We start from the raw sequence: 17,391 nt of genomic DNA, 5'->3' as shown, positions 1-17,391 counted from the left end.
TTTACGCAGGGACGTGTTTCCTATTTACATAATTAACGGCGAGCTTTAGAAAAGTTCACTATTCTTTAGTTTTTGGAAGAATTTTTCTTTTGGCTCTTATACCAGAAAGCGAGTCGATCGGGCGACACTCCCAAGAAATAAGCGATGATTACTATTTGATTAATAGCGGTGGTTTTGATGATCCCAAGCTGCTGCCAGCGACGGGCGGAGGTCAGCACTGGCTGGGGTACTATTTCAATGCGGCCTTGTTTTTTCAATTGGCGCACGAATTCAAAGTCTTCCATGAGGGGCAAGTCGGGAAAACCGCCGATTTTGTCAAAGGTAGCTGCGTTGAGGAAAATAGCTTGGTCGCCGTAGGGCATTTGCAAAAAGTTCGATCGGCAGTTTACCCCCTTTTCTACCAGCCGGAGGCTGAGCCTGCAGGCGTCAATCTTGAGTTCAAAGGCGCCTGCTACAGCAGACGGGTTAGCTAGTGCCCGACGCGCGCTATCGTCGTACCCGCCAGGCAAAAGAGTGTCTCCGTGGAGAAACAGCAGGATATCTCCAGTAGCAGCAGCAGCACCTGCATTCATTTGGGTGGCGCGGCCTGGGGCGGTGGAGATAAATCGCACGCCCAAAGATTTTGCTATATCTGCTGTACCGTCGCTGCTGCCGCCGTCGGCGACAATTATTTCGACATTTTTTGCCTCAAGGGCGGTGGAGATGACTCGGGCAATTGTAGGTGCTTCGTTTAAGACTGGAATGATAATGGAAATTTTGAGATTGGGATTTTCTGGCGACATACAGAATTAAGCAGCCCGTGAGAGAGGGCGGGTTTTGTACCAAGCTTATCCGTTATTTAGCCCATTTTTTACGCCAGGATCGCCCCTACATGGAGCATTAAGATGGAAGGGCGAGTTTTGTACAGACCCAATCTGTTAGTTGCTAATTTTTTACGCCGGGCCCGCGCCTATATTGGGCTTTTATCTGCCAGGGCGGGTTTCGTACAAAGCAGAGCTGTTAGTTGCTAATTTATTTGCTAATTTTTGACTTTTTCTCGCGCCTGGGACTATTGTCCCAAGCGCTGTCTAACCACTACTGATATTCAGCCTTTGGTTAGACAAATACAATTACTATATTATGACGTTGTGGTTTTACAATCAAGCATTTTTATCAAAAAACATATGACACTTTCTAATAATTTAATAAGCTTAAATCGACTTTAGTTATTTCAACATATTAATATCTAAACCGAGGAGGTCTTCTGGTCGATCAATATCTGTAAGAGTGGGAAGATAAGCAATATTGAGATCGAGCTTTTGGGCGATCGCCCTCGTACAAGCCAATACTTTACTGGTGCCCCAGTGAATGCCACTGAACAATTCCGGTATCGATCGCCGCAGCCCAATCAGATAATAACCTCCGTCTTTTGCCGGGCCCAAAACTAAATCGTGCTGGCTCAGTTCATCAAAAGCTTGTGCCATAATTTCTGCTTTTAAATCAGGACAATCAGTGCCGATAATTGCAGTTTTCTCAACCCCTGAATTAAAAGAGTTTTGAAACGCTGCGGTCATTTTGGCGCCCAAATCGCCGTCTATTTGATTTTCACAAATAATATCAGTTCCCAACCACTCTTGCATCAGTTGTTGGCTGCCGCCGGTTCGGTGAATTTCTACTGATAATCGGCGGGATTTTTCGAGAGAGAAAGCACAGGCGATCGTTCGTTGGGCCATCAAGCGGTGAAGGTTGGCAGCGCCTGTTTTCCCCAGCACCGGAATTAGTCGAGTTTTGGTTGTCCCCGGTTCGGGATAGCGGGTGAAAACAATGAGTTTTTCGGGCATCATTTATCGTTCATGAGTTTTAAAGGCAGCAACCGCATAGGCGCATAGGCGCAGAGAAAGAGTTGACAACTGACCCACGGATGGCCGATCGATGTTGGTGGGTTAGGCGATGGCTTAATTTAATCGTCGCGCCCAACCCAGCATACAATAGATTTACTTAAAAATAGCCAGCGGTTAGCTCATTTCTAGCATTCGCTGGATCGGCTGCAAAGCTGCTAGTTGAATATCTAGGGGCATGGTAATTTCGGGGGTTTGATTTTTTAGGGAGAGATACAATTTTTCCAAGGTATTTAATCTCATGTGCGGGCATTCGTTGCAAGCGCAGTTATTATTAGTTGAAGGAGCTGGAATGAAGCGTTTGTGCGGAGCTTGCTTTTGCATTTGGTGAATGATTCCCGGTTCAGTCGCGACAATAAAAGCTTGGCTGGAACTAGCTTGAGAATATTTGAGCAAAGCGGTGGTAGAGCCGATGTAATTGGCGTGGCGCAGCACGGGAGGTTCGCATTCTGGGTGGGCAATTATTTCGGCTTCGGGATTTTCGATTTTGAGTTGAACTATCTTTTTTTCTGAGAAGTTTTCGTGGACGATGCAGGCTCCTTGCCAGATTGCCATGTTTCTACCGGTTTGTTCCATGACGTAGCGGCCGAGATTGCGATCGGGCCCAAAAATTATCGGCTGATCTTCCGGAATTTGGTTGACAATTTTAACAGCGTTAGAACTGGTGCAAATTATATCGCTCATTGCCTTAATTGCGGCGGTACAATTAATGTAGGAAATTACTAAATGTCCTGGTCGAGCGGCTTTGAAAGCTGCAAAGGCTTCGGGAGGGCAACTGTCGGCGAGGGAACACCCAGCATTTAAGTCTGGCAACAATACTAATTTGTCGGGATTGAGAATTTTTGCGGTTTCGGCCATGAAATGAACTCCGGCAAAAACTATGACATCGGCCCTGGTGTTGGCGGCTTTGCGGGCAAGTTCTAGGGAGTCGCCAATGAAGTCGGCGATGTCTTGAATCTCGGAGTCTTGGTAATAGTGGGCGAGAATGACGGCATTTAACTCTTGTTTGAGGGCGTTAATAGCTGCAAACAAGTCGTTGGGCAGTCGGGTTTGAGTAAAGTTCGGAGCAGGTGCGGTGGTAAACACAGTTAGAATATTCCGGGGAAGGTGGCGAAGACAGCTAAAGTGTATTTTGAATTATAGTTGAATTCACCAAAAAGTGCTGGCTGTTCAGTGGAGTTCATCTAAAATCTAAAATAGCCTGGGGGAGAGTGCAAAAATGGGTCGCTGTTTCTTATGCTGAGTAAGTAAGGGGCTAGGGATCGATCGCACATGACAAATCACATGAATAAAGCTAAATCTATCAAAATTGCGGTGGTGGGGGACGTTCACGATCACTGGGAACCTGAAGACGGCGAGGCCCTGAAGCATCTGGGCGTTGATTTGGTGCTGTTTGTGGGGGATTTTGGTAATGAGTCGGTGGAGGTGGTGCGGGCGATCGCCCAATTAGACCTTCCGAAAGCAGCGGTGTTTGGGAATCACGACGCTTGGTACACGGCGACAGAGTGGGGCCGCAGTCAGTGCCCTTACGATCGCACTCAAGAAAATTGGGTAAAACAGCAGTTAGATTTAATGGGAGAAGCTCACGTCGGTTACGGGAAGCGTGATTTTCCAGAGTTGGGCGTAACTGTGGTGGGAAGCCGCCCGTTTACTTGGGGGGGCTCGGAGTGGAAGTACGGGGATTTTTACTCGGAATGGTTTGGCGTAGAGAGTTTTGAAGAGTCAGCCCGACGCATTGCAGAAGCTGCGGCGGAGGCGGACTGCGAAAATGTGATTTTTTTGGGTCACACGGGCCCGACGGGGCTGGGAGAGGCTCCTGAAGACCCCTGCGGGCGAGATTGGAAGCCGCTGGGAGGGGATTGGGGCGACCCGGATTTTGCCGAGGCGATCGATCGAACTCGTACCACAGGAAAGCACATACCGCTGGTAACTTTTGGTCATATGCACCACAAACTGCGGCACACGAAGCACGAGTTGCGGAAGTCGCTGGAGGTGAGTGCGGAGGGTACAGTTTATTTGAATGCAGCCAGCGTACCGCGCATTGTGGAGAGAGAGTGCTCGAAATTGCGGAATTTCTCGATCGTCCTGCTGGAAAATGGAGCAGTGTCGGAAGTGTCTCTGGTATGGGTAGGCGAAGATTGCGCGGTAGAAAGAGAACAAATTCTTTATCGGCGCACTGAATCGGCGGCTATTTGTAGTTAGAGACATTTGCTGGTATGATAAAATTTATGCGCCAGGAGAGGTGGCAGAGTGGTCGAATGCGCCTGACTTGAAATCAGGTGAACCGCAAGGTTCCGTGGGTTCAAATCCCACCCTCTCCGTTTAACAATTCTCTTGTCCGTTAAGGGTTTCAGATTCTCTATCCCCTCAAGAGTTCCCTTTTACGCTCATCTTTGGCTCGCTCTTGGTATTTCCCCAAAAAAAACACCCCCGTAGGGGTGCTATTGCTTACCAGGTAAATTTTCTAGCCAACTGACTTAACTAAACCCTTCCTCATCCGCCGGGTCGCCGTAGGGGTCTTCACTCGCGGGGCTAACATTGCCGAACATTCCAGCATCCGCTACGTAGTCAGCCGGGTCGCCGTAGGGGTCTTCGCTGGCCGGAGTCACGTTGCCGAACTGTCCGTAGTCGGTACCGGCGTAGTCTGCAGGGTCGCCGTAGGGGTCTTGGCTAGCCGGGGTCAGGTTGCCGTACTCTCCGTAGTCTGCGGGGTCGCCGTAGGGGTCTTGGCTGGCTGGAGTCACGTTGCCGTACTCTCCGTAGTCTGCGGGGTCGCCGTAGGGGTCTTGGCTGGCTGGAGTCACGTTGCCGTACTGTCCGGGATTGGATGGATCTTCGTAATAACCGTCAGGATCGACTTGCTCGCCGTCTGGCCCGACGATCGCATCTTTTAACTTCCGCAAAAATCCGTCTACCATGATAAAGTTCCTCTTTTTTATGTGTTGAAAAACAACTGTTTTAGATTGGGAATCCCAGATTTAAGTGAAACTCAGGGAACCTGCAATCTAAAATGTCAAATGCTTAGACTACTGTGCCGGAACAGGACTTGTAGCTTCTGGCAAGGTAGTAAGGTCTCGACCGGTATTTTGGTTGTTGTACCCCTGGAATTCGCGGTAACGCGCTGCCTCGGACTCCGGAACTTTAATTCCTTCAGGCGGGGGGGTTACCCAGACCGCCCGATTCTGGGCATCGCGGTAGTAAACGCGACCGTTTTTGGAAAGGTAATGTTTTCCCTGCGGCCCCTTTTCTTGTTTATTTTTGTGCTGATTGTAGATGTAGTAAAGGGCGGCGGCTCCTGCTAAAGTAATCCCTACTTTTTGAGCATTGCTCAGTCCTTTTTTCGCTTGGGGCGCTGGAGTGGGGGCGCGATTAGTTTGCACTCCTCCAGCGCGAGTGTTGTCAACAGGAGGCGGGGGAGCGTAAGTTCGCTCGTCAGAACCGCAAGCACTCACAAAGGGAAAGGTCAACAGCGTTGTCAGCAGCAGAGCCATGAAGCGCGATCTTTGGGGTTCGGGTTTGATTGTGTTCATTACCGCTCCGAATTGTCGGGATTATAGGTAGGGTGTATTTTGGCGAGGTTTAGGAACCTGAGCTGCTGCTAACAGTTTTTAGAGTAAATTAATTTCTCAAAGCAATTTTGACACAAGTAGTTGCTGAGAACTTAACAGCGCAGGTACGGTATTGCGTTTCTATTTAATCATGCTGTAATCTCTCGAAGATTTACTCATTCCAGGGATATAAATAAAGTTTCTTTGATTTCAGTCCGCAGGTATATGCAAATGCGCGGCTCCGGATAACGATAAATTCCGTTTGTGGACTGCTCAAAGCAAAGTGAAGCCGACGGAGGGGGCGAGTGCCAAGCTCAAAGCAGCACTGGCGGGGGAAAGGAGGCGGGATGTAGAAGTCCGGCGGTGTTTAATTGCGCCAGACTGCTTGTGGGAGATGCCTGCAATTTTAGTGTGGGAATTCTGGAGAGGTCGATCGCACTCTTGTAGAAATCTATTAACAGCCAGAGAAAGCCCCCGAAGCTTTTCGGATATTTATGAAATTAAATAGTTTATTGACTGCTGGATTGTCCATCGCAGTTGTATTTACTGCGGTAAAATATCTAACTTTTTTAAATTAACAAAACCAAGTCAAGGAATTGCTGCAAACAAAACATTGTCCCGAATGCAATTTCAGCAAGGCCAACCTAAAAAGATTAGACTTGCAAGGAGTCAACTTGCAGGGAGCTAATCTAGAAGGTGCTAACTTATCCGCAGCCAAGTTGACTAATGCCAACCTCAAAAATGCCAACTTAAATAGAGCCAACCTCACGGGAGCTGATTTGGGCTGTGCCGGCATCGCTTTCAACATTGAGGCTAATGAAAAAGAAGCAAATATGGATTTTAATGTCACCGCTGTTCCACAACAGAATAACCCAGAAAATGCAGTAGTAGGTTTCAATATGAAAGCAACGGATCGAGAAGCGACAATGCGTTTCAACCTGATGGGATGCGCGGATTTCTCAAATGCTAGCTTGCAAGAAGCTCAAATGCCAGATGGCACAATTCATCCTTAGTAAGACTAGCAAATACTGTTTATATCTATTAAATCGAAAGAAAACCGCCACCTGACAAACAGGCAGCGGTTTTTTAAGCAACTAACTGCACGCCTAAAATTAGTGAGCAGAACCGTTGCCGTGATACTTGTCAGTATCGTAGAATCCGTTTTTTGTGCCGAAGAACAGACAGCAAACGGTGAAAACTGCTGTCAAGACTGCTAAAACTAACTTAACGTCCATAATTTACCTGCGGTTGTTGAGTGAGTGCAAATACTCAGATTGTAGAATCTTTTTGGCTGGCGCGGCCATCTACCAGCGTAGCGCCAGATTTGCTGGGCTGTACTCTGGTGCGGCAGTTTCCTGACGGCGAGACGATTCGGGGAATTATTGTCGAAACCGAAGCTTACGGCCCGGGAGACCCCGCTTGTCACGCTTACCGAAAGCGCACTTCTCGCAATGAGGTGATGTTCGGGCCTCCGGGTATGAGCTACGTTTACTTAATCTACGGGATGTATCACTGTTTTAACGTGGTGACGGATGCAGAGGGAGTTGCTAGTGCTGTGCTGATTCGAGCTTTGCAGGTAGATGTGGTTCCCAAAGAATTCGCTGCAATTCCTGAGAAGAAGCGATCGCGCCTCGCCGCCGGGCCTGGGAAACTGTGTAAGGTACTGCAGATCGATCGAACTTTAAGCGGTTTTCCCTTGGGTGCAGACCAAGCGCTGCGGTTGGAACACCGGAGCGATCACTTTCAGCAAGCTGTGCAGGAGGGTACAATAAATTTTGTGCAAACTACGCGTATCGGGATTTCTCAAGGCATTGATTTGCCCTGGCGGTGGTATGTAGGGAACTCTACGGCTGTGTCACAACTCTAGTAATGTCAAAGGTATCAGTGTAAATTTTGTCGCTTATCTTAGTGAAATTATGGCTTACTCTTCTGAAAATCCGATCGTCCAACTCAAGAAATGCCTAACCCTGGTTCAGGATGTTAGCACTCACACCGAAGCTAACCGGGCCTTCGAGCAATTGTGTGGGATTATCGATGCTGAAAACCCAATGGCGGCGCAACTTTTGGAGATGCTATGGGAAGAAGCAATTATGGCAAGGCGATCGGCTTTATTTTGGCAACAAATGAGCGATGTTGAGAAAGATATGGCTAATAGAATGATGGAAAATATGACGCAGATGCGGCAGAATTATTTGCGGCTGATGCAGGAAATGTAGACAGTAATTGGTAAGTCCGTGTTTGTAGGGAGGACTTTATTCCTCTCTTTATCAATAAAGTTCTCTAGATGTAGGGTGCATCAGGGCTGATATTTGAGGAGGCTCAAACAGCTTGTTTCCGAGGCACCCTACGATAAATTCTGCTACTTCATTAAAGCAGCGCCGCGGTTGTAAAGTTCGCGCGCGTAATCAGTCCAAGTTCCCTGTCCCCAATAGCGGAAACAGCTTGTTTGCACCAACAAATTGTAAAGCAAAGCTTGCTGGTATTCAAACTGCTTGGTAACTGAAGCATCTTGCTCCAACAGCGGGTCGTATTTTTTGTGAAATGCAGCGCTGAGTAGATTCATCGGTTCCAAGACATTTTCGTAACCTTTCACCCAACTCAAATCGTTAGTCCAAGAAGCACCATCCATGTGAAAATTATGGTCGGTTTGCTTGAGTTGGGCGATCGCACTTTCCACTTTTTCCGGTGTTGCACTATCAGGATCTACTAGGTGCCAGATTTTGTGCTGGTTAATCCCCTGACAAACAGGATAATCTTCAGGATTAACCCCCGCCGCTTCAATTATCTCCAAATATTCAGTGCCGTTTAAACCAACAACGCCGGATTTCCCCCCGCCTTGTTCGCGGTTTTCGTGCCAAGCTTTGACAAAAGCGCTGGGAAATTCATTCATCATGACGCCGCCATTTTCGCCATCGGCAATCTGAGTAACTAAAGAAGGAACTGTGACACTGCCAATTTGCTGTTTATTGCGTCCTTTCGCTTCGTAATACGGCTGCATTTGACCTACCAATTTCGTATCCGAACCTTGGGTTTTAATCAAAGCAGTGATGCTGATTTTTTCCCCGCGAGAATTGCGAGCAACTAAACGGTTTGGAATATATTTTTGGTCTTGCGACAATCCCGAACCGTCTAGATTTTCTACAGAATGTTCTTGCACCATCAGCCAGCGGTAGCCGCATTCTTTCAAAGCTTTGATGTATTCGTAAAGTGTATCAGGGTGATTGGGAAAGTGCATTTCCGGGGGCGAAAAACCTTTAACGCGCTTCAGGGCATCCAAGCCAAAAATGGCCGCAAAATGATGTTGCCATGCTTGAATTTGGAGTTTGATGTCGGGAATGGGAGTTGAGGGGATGACGGCGTGACTCCACATTGTCCCCAGCCATTCTACGTGAGGTTGATATTGAGGATCGCAGGTAATCCGCTTGAGATTATCAAAGATATCGTCGCGTCCCATTTGGCGCAATCCCCACAATAAGTTGCCCGAATAGTCGAGCATAATTCGCGGGTTGCAACCTTCAGCAATCAGTTGGGGAATAAATTCTCCCATGCGGGAATAGCACCAAGCAAAGACTCCGGCGTTGTGGTTGTCTCCTTGGTTGGGATGTTCAAACATATGCTGGAGATTGCAGATCAGTTCGCCGTTTGCACCTGCAGGAATTGTCGGTTGGTGCATATGGAGGGCGCAGGCGAATCCGGCTTGAATGTTTTCCAGGCGCAGATTTGTGGTAGATAGAAAGATTGGTTCGTTGCTATTGGCGGCGGCCTTAATTTCTGCTTCGGAGCCACAAATATTGGGTAATCCTGAGTTGATTTCTTGTAAAATCGGTAAATTGGGAGATTGTGCGATCGCAGGCATAAATTTTTCTCAACAATTGTGGAGGGGCGCTGTCTGCTATTGCTAATATAGCTAGATAATTTAACAGTAGCAGAGGATGTCTGCAAGAGAGAAATTTCACCGGATAAGTCCGGGATCGCGACAGCCCCAAATCACGGGTCAAATGTTTAACACATTTCAAGTAAATAGGCGAGGTAAATTATGAAATACGAAATCAAGGTTTTGGAACCGACGGATTTGTGGTACATCCAAAATAATATCAATCCAGAAACCAACAAGTTTTATCATCCCACTAAGAATATTCCCCTCGTTCAGCAAGCGGAAATTAACTTGAACAATTCGGGAGTGATAATTCAAAAAGGTGCGCTGCATTGGTGTATGGGGAAATTGACTTCCGGTGTTTATAAAACGGATAACCGTTTAAAAGATATGTGGGTATCTTTGACAACGGAAATGGACTACAACGCTCCCGTATATCAAGGGACTGGTACGGTGAAATTGGAACCGAGACAAAAAGGGCATTTTCTGCATTATACGCAGATCGAGCTTTCGGATGCGGAGCAGTGGGAGTTTGATGACGGTATATTTCAGTTTTGTTCGGACAATGTAGTTATCGGTGCTAAAAAACTGAAATTCCGACAAGTGGCTGCTTCTAATGACGGTAGGTGGAGAATTGCTGTTACAGCTTTGCGCGAGCAAAAAGCTACTGTTTTAGCAGCTACAAATTCACCGGGTAAGATTGTCGAACTCAAACAAGGTGAAACTTTGATAGCTGATTGCGATTTGGTTAAAGGATATACCAAGGGGATTGAAGAAGATTATCGAAAATTAGGTCATTTTGGGAAAGGGGGTGGAGAGGGTTATGTTTGGTATTATCAGGGGAAAGGTAAATTATTAGTATGTGAAAATGATGCTATGGGTTTGGGTTGAGTTGTTTCATTTTTAAAGTAGAGGTTGCTGGAGCAGGGAGCGCGGAATTTTATTGGGCAAATATACTAAAAAAATTCCGCGAAACTATAGACGCTAGCATAAAAAATCTGGCAAGATTATTTTCAGGGTGCAGTTGGATCGAACTGAGATTTTACACCTCTACTTGGCGGATATTTTATGAATGTAACAAAACTGCTCCTACAGCAGGCAACGCTTAATGTGCTTGTTGCTTTAACAATGGTTCAACCTGGATTGGCAGCGATGCTCGCTGATTCATCATCGGGGGAACCGAATTTGCTGCCACAGGTACTCGCCTACGATCCGCCCGCGCGCGGCGCACCGGGCGATCGCAAAGACGCAGGCAGCCGCGATCCTCACAACTTTTTAGCTTTGATTCCCGCTACAAATATAGGGTTGACAGCGATCGCACATCCGACTTTTTGGCTATACTTGCCGGCTTCATTGCCCGATAACATTCCCTTTGAGTTTGTGCTGCGGGACGAACAGGAAGAGGTAGTTTTACGAACAGTTTTTGAGCTAGAAAAAGCAGCGGGAATTGCGAGTTTTTCCTTGCCGGAAAATTCACCTCCTCTGGAAATTGGCAAGAAGTATCAATGGTGCCTTTTGTGCGGGAATATCTCCCGCCACGGGTGGGTTGAGCGGGTGGCAATGAAACCAGAAATTTTGGCTCAGCTAGAAACAGCATCTCTAAGGGAGCGCGTTTTTCTGCTTGCTAAACACGGTTTGTGGTACGAAACTCTCACAGAATTAGTTGCACTGCGCGGCAAACTGTTGAGCCAATTACAGGCAGCTACTTCTTTAGAGGAGAGGCTGCTAATTTATGCTGAAAATGACTTGCGGTATGAAGCGCTAGCAGAGCTATCTGGATTTGAGAAAATATCTTCTCTGGCGACTTTGGATGCTGACTGGGAGGCTTTATTGCAGCATCCGTTTGTCCGCTTGCACGGGATAGTTTCACCACTTTAACAGGCAAGATGCCTGTTCCACAAAGAGTAAGTTTTTTTGTGAGCCTTTTCTTAGCCCGCCCATCAGGAACAGGCAAGATGCCTGTTCCACAAAAAAGAAGTCAACTAAGCGATGAAATACCCGATATTAAGCGTCTACAATACTTTCAATACAGAGCCGATCGCCCGTTGGTCATTTGATGAAGCAGGCAACATAGCGAGCGATCGCCCGGAACTCCCTCCGGCACGCCTAATTGACAGCGTTTGCCGTGCTGTTGAGCCACTAAAAAATGGGCCACAGCAAAGCCTGCTGCTGACTGGAGGTTGCGTTACTTTCCCACTCACTCCTTTGCTGGAGGTAGGCAAAGAAGACTTTTCTGTTTGTGCGTGGATTCGGACGGGTGATTTCGGTATTGCCAAGATTATCGATCACCGGATTCAAAATTCTGGCCCTTTACGGGGCTGGTCTTTCTTTATTTATAACAGCAAAATTAACCTTCAAATAGCGGATGACAGGAGTTGGATAAACTATTATCACAAAAGCCGAGAAAAAGATCTTCCGTCTTTGCCAGTTGTCAACGATAGCGAATGGCATCACGTTGCTGTTGTTGTGGATCGCGATCGAGCGGATGGAGGGCGCTGGTATGTGGATGGCAAGGAAGTCGGTTGGCGGTTCAACCCAACATATCAAGAGGGTTCCCTCAGCCATAGTATTCCCTTAACTATTGGCAGGCGATCGGACGATTTAGGAGGCATTTTTCTGGGCAATATTGGAGATATTCGGCTCTACAAACAGGCGCTGTCTGCAGGAGATGTGCAGTTGATTTACCGATCGATTCAGTCTCCTGTTAGTAATAAAATTGTTGTTGCAGATAAAATGAGGAAAATACCAGCAAGACTGCCCCGCGAGAAAGATTCCTTCCGGCAAGTGCTATATAGTTCCCTGGAAAGATACTCGCAGGCGCTCGAATACTATCAGCAGTCGCTAAATATTCATAGAGACACTGGCAACTGTTACGGAGAAGCGAAATCTCTGAACAACCTAGGCAATTTTTACACGTTGCGCGGGGACTACTCGCAAGCAATTGACTATCACCAGCAGTCGCTACATATTCAGCGAGACATCGGCAACCGCGGTGGAGAAGTTGCTTCTCTAAGTGCTTTGGGCAATATTTACGATGCCCTGGGGGAATACTTGCAAGCAATTGAGTGTCACCAGCAGTGCCTAAAGATTCAGCGGGAAACCGGCAACCGTCACGGAGAAGCTACTTCCTGGGGCGATTTGGGGAGTGCATATCATGCCATCGGGGAATACCAGCAGGCGAGCGAGTGCCAGCAGCAGTCCCTAGAAATGGCGCGAAAACTCAATTCTTGGAATAGAGAAGCGAACTCGTTGAACGTTTTGGGCAATACATACGTTTCCCTGGGGCAATATCAACGGGCGATCGAATACTCTCAAGAGTCCCTGACTCTTGCACAGAAAGTCAACAACCGTTATGGGGAAGCGAATTCCTTGGTGACTCTGGGCAATGCTTACAGTAATTTGGGGAATTACTTGCGGGCGATCGAATACTACCAGCAGTCTTTAGATATTCAGAAGGAAATCGGCGATCGCTCTGGGCAAGCGACTTCCTGGCGAAATCTTGGCAATGCTTACCGCTGTTTGGGGCAGTGCCAACGGGCGATAGAATACAGCCAGCAGAGTTTAGAAATCGCGCGATCGATCGGCGAAAGGGCGTCAGAAGGGGCAATTCTCAACAATTTAGGACTGGCTTTCTTTGACTCAGGACAGTTTACAGAAGCTGAAACTGTCCTTCGTAATGCGATTCAAATTTGGGAATCGCTTCGAGGAAGATTGGGCAAAAACGATAACTTTAAAGTATCTATTTTTGAAACCCAAGCCGCAACTTACCGCCACCTGGAAAAAGCCCTGATCGCCCAGTCAAAAACAGAACAAGCGCTGGAAATTTCCGAGCGGGGGCGGGCGCGGGCTTTTGTGGAGTTACTGACTGCTCGGTTATCTGCTAATTCAGAGACCATACCCAATATTAAGCCGCCTACGATCGAGCAAATTAAACAAATTGCTAAACCACAAAATGCAACTTTTGTCGAATATTCGATTTCTTTTTTAGAAGAACTTTTTATTTGGGTAATTCAGCCGACGGGCGAAATTGCATTTCGCCAAGTTGACCTCAACTATCAACATACTCCGCTCAAAGACTTGGTTTCCGACTCTCGCGAGGCGATAGGCATCAGGAATCGCGACTTCAATCCCACTCTAAAAATTGACCCAGGCGATTTAGTTAAACTCCACGACGATGCCCCTAATTGGGAACCTTGGCAAGTCATATCTGTTGATGAAACACACAGCATTCTCTCGCTCTGGCAATCCTCTTGGCCCGAAGGATTGACTATTCCCAGACCTGCAATTGATGTAACAGCAAAAGTGCAATCAAGTCGCACAAATTACCCCCGATTGCAAAAACTCCACCAACTGTTAATCGAACCGATTGCCGATTTGTTGCCGACAGATCCAGAAGCCCGGATTATCTTTATTCCTCAAGGCGAACTGTTTTTCGTTCCCTTTCCGGCATTGCAAGATGCTGCTGGAAAATTCTTAATTGAAAAACATACTATTCTGACTGCTCCTTCGATTCAAATTCTGGAATTAACCCGCCAAAAACGGCAAGAGATTTCCGATTTAGCTTGGGACATTCTAATAGTAGGAAATCCGACTATGCCCGAAGTTTCTCTTGTAGCGGGAAAACCCCCGCAGCAGTTATCTGCTTTGCCGCATTCAGAAACCGAAGCTAACGCGATCGCCCAATTGTTCCAAACTCAAGCCCTGACTGGCAAATCCGCTACCAAAGCTGCTGTACTTCAGCGCTTGCCAAACGCCCGCATCGTCCATTTTGCCACCCACGGATTGCTCGATAACATTCGCGGCCTCGGCAGTGCGATCGCCCTTGCACCCGATCGCACCCATAGCGGTTTGCTCACGGCTGAGGAAATTTTGGATCTGCACCTCAACGCGGATCTGGTAGTTTTGAGCGCGTGCAATACCGGCATGGGGCGGATTACCGGCGACGGCGTTATCGGTTTGTCTCGCGCTTTAATTTCGGCTGGTACGCCCAGTGTCATTGTGTCTTTGTGGGCGGTGCCGGATGCTCCTACAGCCGATTTGATGGTGAAATTTTATCAAAATCTCGATCGAACAGGCAACAAAGCTCAAGCCCTGCGAAACGCAATGCTGGAGACAATGCAGCAGCATCCAAATCCCAGAGATTGGGCTGCTTTCACGCTCATCGGCGAAACATAATTGATGAAATTTTGTAAAAAATTGCCAAAACTGCGAAAAAATTAGTTTTTTCGCTGAAAGCTCCACAGAAACTCGATCGCGCCAGGAGCGATAAGTCATGTGTCGATTTAATTTCTTCAAAAAAGTCACGCTTGCGATTGAAATCCGGGCAACCACGGAGGGATTGCCCCTACTGCACAAACTTTAGTCCACTCCTAGCGGACTAAACAATAAAGACTGTTTTCATACACTTGCTCGCTTTCCAAACTTTGCACCCTTAACAATAAAGTCAAAAATTATGACAATATCTGCCGATCGAAAAGCCAAAATTCTGGTTGTAGAAGACGACGACGCTATCCGCACTCTCATCTACCGCTTTCTGAATCAAACATATCAAGTACAATTTGCCGCCGACGGCCAAACGGCTCTCGAAATTTTTGAAGAATTTAACCCACTCCTTGTCATTTTGGATTGGAATTTGCCCGATACTACTGGCTATAAACTTTGTCAAGAAATGCAGAAGCGCACTAATGTTTTAGTCGCGATTCTCAGCAGCCGCACCGCCCAAGAAGATCGAATTAAAATCATGAAGGCAGGGGCAGATGATTTTATCTGCAAACCCTTCTGTCTTGAAGAATTGGCAGTTAGAGTAGAAGTCTTGTTGAGGCGGGCGAGATCCGTCACTCCGCCCAACCTTGTCTTCGGTCAATTAGCGATCGATGTAGTGGGTAGGGAGGTGAGATTGAAGGAGCAACTTCTAACGCTGACAGCCTTAGAATTTGAAATATTGTGTTTTTTGGCAACTCATTCAGGTAAAGCTTGTAGCCGCCAACAGCTAATCGAAAAAGTTTGGGGGTGGAAATCCAATTATGGATCAGAAGAGCGAGTGGTGGACGTGCATATCGGCCAAATTCGCAGGAAAATGGCTAAAGTTGATGCCGCTGTTCCGAATTTTATTCAAACTGTTCGGGGATACGGTTATACTTTCGCTCCGATCGCTCGCAGGGACAGGGTAGTTGGTAATTGAACAATCATCATAATTATGACTGGTTCCTAGGTAGAGTGCGCGAACCAGTTAATTTACTATTGTCCCATCCCCTACTCGCGTTTTTAAAGAGAGTAGGGGTTGAGTAGGGGGCAAGCTAAGGGGGCATCTACGGGGAAAGAAAACACGCTTTATAGGAGATCGAGGGGCTAATAAAAAGACAGCATACTTACTCGATTTTCTAAAGTTTGAACCATTAACAAGAGAGTCAAAATTTATGACGATATCTATTGAGCAAAATTCCCAAATTCTGGTTGTAGAGAATGACGCCCCCGTCCGTAATTTCATCGACGGCTATCTGAATCAGACATATCAAGTACAATCTGCAGCAGACGGAAAAACAGCTTTAGAAATCTTTGAGGAATTCAACCCAGTCCTCGTAATCTTGGATGGGAATTTGCCAGATAAGATCGGCGTTAAAATTTGCGAAGAAATGCAGACACGGAAGAATGTTTTTTTACTCGTGATTTTCAGCAGCGTTACAGGCGAAGAAGATCGAATTAAAATCATCAAAGCAGGTGTTGATGATTTTATCGGGCAACCGTTCAGTCTTGAGGACTTGGCAGTCAGAATAGAAACCTTGTTGAGGGGTGTGAAAACAGTCACTCCGCGCAATCTTGTCTTTGGTGAACTCGGGATAGATTTAATGAGTAGGGAGGTGAGATTGAAAGAGAAAACTTTAGCTTTGACGGTCTTAGAATTTCAACTCTTGTATTTTTTGGCAACTTATCCAGGTAAAGCTTGGAGTCGCCAACAGCTAATCGAAAAAGTTTGGGGATGGAAATGCAATGACGCACGAGACGAGCAAGTGGTGGACGTGTATATCCGTCTGATTCGCAGGAAACTGGCTAAAGTCGATTCGGCTGTTCCGAATTTTATTCAAGCTACTCACGGATACGGTTACACTTTCGCTCCGATCGATCGCAATAACAAGGTAAGTAGGTAAGCGGGATTAAACACAGCTATGTAAGAGTATGTAAACAGGGCTAACTTAGCCACCCTTAGGCCATTTGGATATTTTACAATCGTTTACATAATTGTGTTTTACAGCGCCTACCTACTTAGCCTCATTTTTGGAATAAAAGGATGAGATAAATGAAAATAATCCAGCAAACAGCAAGTGAATTAATAATTCAGACTCAAAGCATATTTGATTTTTGGCTCCCTAGTTGTTTATTCATGGCAGTTGGAGTGATATCGCTGACTTTTGACTATCATGCAGCAACCCTGAGCTGCCAGCGATTGCAGGCAAAACAAGGAAATTGCCAGATTGTGCGATCGAATTTACTGGGGTCGAACATCAAAGAAATTGAGCTTGCTTCTTTGCGGGGAGCTAAAGTTGAAAGATGCGGCTATAAAACCAGAGTTGTACTTTTGACTTCTGTTGGCAATGTTCCTTTCACTGCTAACTCCACTAATTGGGGAACCCAAGACGCTGTGGCTTCTGACATCAATTTTTTTGTTAAAAATGCCAAAGATCGCTTGCTGCGCTTAAGCCAAGACGATCGCTGGTTGGGATGGACAGGAGGCATATTTTTGCTCGCAGGAATCGCAGCGATCGTCTTGAGAAATAATGAAACTTACAGCTTCGATGAAACTTTAAACACCTTGACTGTTAAACAGCGGGGCTTGTTGGCACGTAAAGTAATGGAATACTCTCTGTGCGATATTTATGGCGTGGAAGTTGATCGAACAAAAGATCGGGATCATGACATTTGGTACGAAGTTAGACTGTTAGTTTGTGGAGGCTCTCGCATCTGCCTACCCCGCACGATGAACCCATACCAGCAAGCAAAAATCGCTAAAGCGATTAACAACTATAGCAATCCTAAATGATTTTCTATATTTATAAACAATCCTAAATAATTTTCTGTGTGTAAGTATATTGACGTA

At 46.6% G+C, this 17,391-nt stretch carries 18 protein-coding genes and 1 tRNA gene; 12 read left to right on the top strand and 7 right to left on the bottom strand.

The genetic code is table 11. From position 1 onward, the window contains the following. Nucleotides 1-65: 65 nt before the first annotated feature. From QUA42_RS22720 to nadA, 3 genes are all read right to left on the bottom strand, one after another. Nucleotides 66-782 (bottom strand): TIGR04283 family arsenosugar biosynthesis glycosyltransferase, encoded by a 717-nt coding sequence (locus QUA42_RS22720; protein WP_333140286.1) that lies wholly within the window; start codon nt 780-782, stop codon nt 66-68. 423 nt (nt 783-1,205) lie between these two features. Next, nucleotides 1,206-1,823 (bottom strand): TIGR04282 family arsenosugar biosynthesis glycosyltransferase, encoded by a 618-nt coding sequence (locus QUA42_RS22715; RefSeq protein ID WP_333140284.1) that lies wholly within the window; start codon nt 1,821-1,823, stop codon nt 1,206-1,208. 171 nt (nt 1,824-1,994) lie between these two features. Next, nucleotides 1,995-2,963: a quinolinate synthase NadA gene (nadA, locus tag QUA42_RS22710; protein WP_333140282.1), complete on the bottom strand. Its 969-nt coding sequence runs from the start codon at nt 2,961-2,963 to the stop codon at nt 1,995-1,997. A 198-nt stretch (nt 2,964-3,161) separates the two neighbouring features. Here nadA and QUA42_RS22705 point away from each other — a divergent pair, with 198 nt between their 5' ends. Both QUA42_RS22705 and QUA42_RS22700 read left to right on the top strand, forming a co-directional pair. Further along, nucleotides 3,162-4,079: a TIGR04168 family protein gene (locus QUA42_RS22705; protein ID WP_333140280.1), complete on the top strand. Its 918-nt coding sequence runs from the start codon at nt 3,162-3,164 to the stop codon at nt 4,077-4,079. Nucleotides 4,080-4,113: 34 nt separating this feature from the next. Continuing rightward, a tRNA-Ser gene (locus QUA42_RS22700) sits at nt 4,114-4,198 on the top strand. Between the two features lie 156 nt (nt 4,199-4,354). On the opposite strand, the gene QUA42_RS22695 is transcribed toward QUA42_RS22700, so the two are convergent. Both QUA42_RS22695 and QUA42_RS22690 read right to left on the bottom strand, forming a co-directional pair. After that, nucleotides 4,355-4,795 carry a translation initiation factor gene (locus QUA42_RS22695; RefSeq protein ID WP_333140278.1) on the bottom strand — a complete coding sequence of 147 codons (441 nt, stop codon included), beginning with the start codon at nt 4,793-4,795 and terminating at the stop codon, nt 4,355-4,357. A 108-nt stretch (nt 4,796-4,903) separates the two neighbouring features. Then, entirely contained in the window at nt 4,904-5,407 is a 504-nt protein-coding gene (locus QUA42_RS22690) for a hypothetical protein (RefSeq protein ID WP_333140277.1), read from the bottom strand. Between the two features lie 280 nt (nt 5,408-5,687). Between QUA42_RS22690 and QUA42_RS22685 the strand changes: the two genes are divergently transcribed. Further along, the gene (locus QUA42_RS22685) at nt 5,688-5,933 is read left to right on the top strand and encodes a hypothetical protein (protein ID WP_333140275.1); all 246 of its coding nucleotides are present in this window, start codon (nt 5,688-5,690) and stop codon (nt 5,931-5,933) included. 88 nt (nt 5,934-6,021) lie between these two features. After that, on the top strand, nt 6,022-6,438 hold the full coding sequence (locus tag QUA42_RS22680; protein ID WP_333140273.1) for a pentapeptide repeat-containing protein: 417 nt from the start codon (nt 6,022-6,024) through the stop codon (nt 6,436-6,438). 99 nt (nt 6,439-6,537) lie between these two features. On the opposite strand, the gene QUA42_RS22675 is transcribed toward QUA42_RS22680, so the two are convergent. Beyond that, nucleotides 6,538-6,660: a hypothetical protein gene (locus tag QUA42_RS22675; protein WP_006633228.1), complete on the bottom strand. Its 123-nt coding sequence runs from the start codon at nt 6,658-6,660 to the stop codon at nt 6,538-6,540. Nucleotides 6,661-6,680: 20 nt separating this feature from the next. On the opposite strand from QUA42_RS22675, the gene QUA42_RS22670 reads away from it, so the two are divergent. Together QUA42_RS22670 and QUA42_RS22665 are read left to right on the top strand one after the other, a co-directional pair. Beyond that, complete coding sequence (locus tag QUA42_RS22670; RefSeq protein WP_333140271.1) at nt 6,681-7,292, top strand: DNA-3-methyladenine glycosylase; 612 nt, start codon at nt 6,681-6,683, stop codon at nt 7,290-7,292. A gap of 49 nt (nt 7,293-7,341) precedes the next feature. Continuing rightward, a complete protein-coding gene (locus QUA42_RS22665) occupies nt 7,342-7,641 on the top strand; it encodes a hypothetical protein (RefSeq protein ID WP_333027404.1) in 300 nt (99 codons plus the stop codon). 143 nt (nt 7,642-7,784) lie between these two features. Here the strand turns inward: QUA42_RS22665 and QUA42_RS22660 are convergent, their stop codons facing one another. After that, nucleotides 7,785-9,281: a glycosyl hydrolase family 57 gene (locus QUA42_RS22660; RefSeq protein ID WP_333140269.1), complete on the bottom strand. Its 1,497-nt coding sequence runs from the start codon at nt 9,279-9,281 to the stop codon at nt 7,785-7,787. 180 nt (nt 9,282-9,461) lie between these two features. Here QUA42_RS22660 and QUA42_RS22655 point away from each other — a divergent pair, with 180 nt between their 5' ends. The 6 genes from QUA42_RS22655 to QUA42_RS22630 all read left to right on the top strand — a co-directional run bounded on the left by QUA42_RS22655 (nt 9,462) and on the right by QUA42_RS22630 (nt 17,334). Beyond that, nucleotides 9,462-10,190: an AIM24 family protein gene (locus QUA42_RS22655; protein ID WP_333140267.1), complete on the top strand. Its 729-nt coding sequence runs from the start codon at nt 9,462-9,464 to the stop codon at nt 10,188-10,190. Between the two features lie 177 nt (nt 10,191-10,367). After that, nucleotides 10,368-11,177, top strand: a complete 810-nt coding sequence (locus QUA42_RS22650) for a DUF928 domain-containing protein (protein WP_333140266.1) — start codon at nt 10,368-10,370, stop codon at nt 11,175-11,177. Between the two features lie 111 nt (nt 11,178-11,288). Further along, entirely contained in the window at nt 11,289-14,474 is a 3,186-nt protein-coding gene (locus tag QUA42_RS22645) for a CHAT domain-containing protein (RefSeq protein ID WP_333140264.1), read from the top strand. 277 nt (nt 14,475-14,751) lie between these two features. Continuing rightward, nucleotides 14,752-15,480, top strand: a complete 729-nt coding sequence (locus QUA42_RS22640) for a response regulator transcription factor (RefSeq protein WP_333140262.1) — start codon at nt 14,752-14,754, stop codon at nt 15,478-15,480. Between the two features lie 235 nt (nt 15,481-15,715). Next, complete coding sequence (locus QUA42_RS22635; protein ID WP_333140260.1) at nt 15,716-16,444, top strand: response regulator transcription factor; 729 nt, start codon at nt 15,716-15,718, stop codon at nt 16,442-16,444. 149 nt (nt 16,445-16,593) lie between these two features. After that, nucleotides 16,594-17,334, top strand: coding sequence for a hypothetical protein (locus tag QUA42_RS22630; protein WP_333140258.1), 741 nt, complete (start codon nt 16,594-16,596; stop codon nt 17,332-17,334). Nucleotides 17,335-17,391 lie beyond the last annotated feature (57 nt).

It is taken from the genome of Microcoleus sp. Pol11C2 (genome assembly GCF_036701505.1).
GTDB lineage: Bacteria > Cyanobacteriota > Cyanobacteriia > Cyanobacteriales > Microcoleaceae > Microcoleus.
The sequence above is the reverse complement of the archived record's forward strand: the minus strand, read 5'-3'. Positions and strand labels throughout refer to the sequence as shown.

Coding starts and splice junctions, on each gene's coding strand:
- QUA42_RS22695 (WP_333140278.1), bottom strand. CDS start 4,795: ATGGTAGACGGATTTTTGCGGAAGTTAAAAGATGCGATCGTCGGGCCA.
- QUA42_RS22690 (WP_333140277.1), bottom strand. CDS start 5,407: ATGAACACAATCAAACCCGAACCCCAAAGATCGCGCTTCATGGCTCTG.
- QUA42_RS22720 (WP_333140286.1), bottom strand. CDS start 782: ATGTCGCCAGAAAATCCCAATCTCAAAATTTCCATTATCATTCCAGTC.
- QUA42_RS22665 (WP_333027404.1), top strand. CDS start 7,342: ATGGCTTACTCTTCTGAAAATCCGATCGTCCAACTCAAGAAATGCCTA.
- QUA42_RS22675 (WP_006633228.1), bottom strand. CDS start 6,660: ATGGACGTTAAGTTAGTTTTAGCAGTCTTGACAGCAGTTTTCACCGTT.
- QUA42_RS22655 (WP_333140267.1), top strand. CDS start 9,462: ATGAAATACGAAATCAAGGTTTTGGAACCGACGGATTTGTGGTACATC.
- QUA42_RS22640 (WP_333140262.1), top strand. CDS start 14,752: ATGACAATATCTGCCGATCGAAAAGCCAAAATTCTGGTTGTAGAAGAC.
- QUA42_RS22705 (WP_333140280.1), top strand. CDS start 3,162: ATGAATAAAGCTAAATCTATCAAAATTGCGGTGGTGGGGGACGTTCAC.
- QUA42_RS22645 (WP_333140264.1), top strand. CDS start 11,289: ATGAAATACCCGATATTAAGCGTCTACAATACTTTCAATACAGAGCCG.
- QUA42_RS22715 (WP_333140284.1), bottom strand. CDS start 1,823: ATGATGCCCGAAAAACTCATTGTTTTCACCCGCTATCCCGAACCGGGG.
- QUA42_RS22635 (WP_333140260.1), top strand. CDS start 15,716: ATGACGATATCTATTGAGCAAAATTCCCAAATTCTGGTTGTAGAGAAT.
- QUA42_RS22650 (WP_333140266.1), top strand. CDS start 10,368: ATGAATGTAACAAAACTGCTCCTACAGCAGGCAACGCTTAATGTGCTT.
- QUA42_RS22630 (WP_333140258.1), top strand. CDS start 16,594: ATGAAAATAATCCAGCAAACAGCAAGTGAATTAATAATTCAGACTCAA.
- QUA42_RS22660 (WP_333140269.1), bottom strand. CDS start 9,281: ATGCCTGCGATCGCACAATCTCCCAATTTACCGATTTTACAAGAAATC.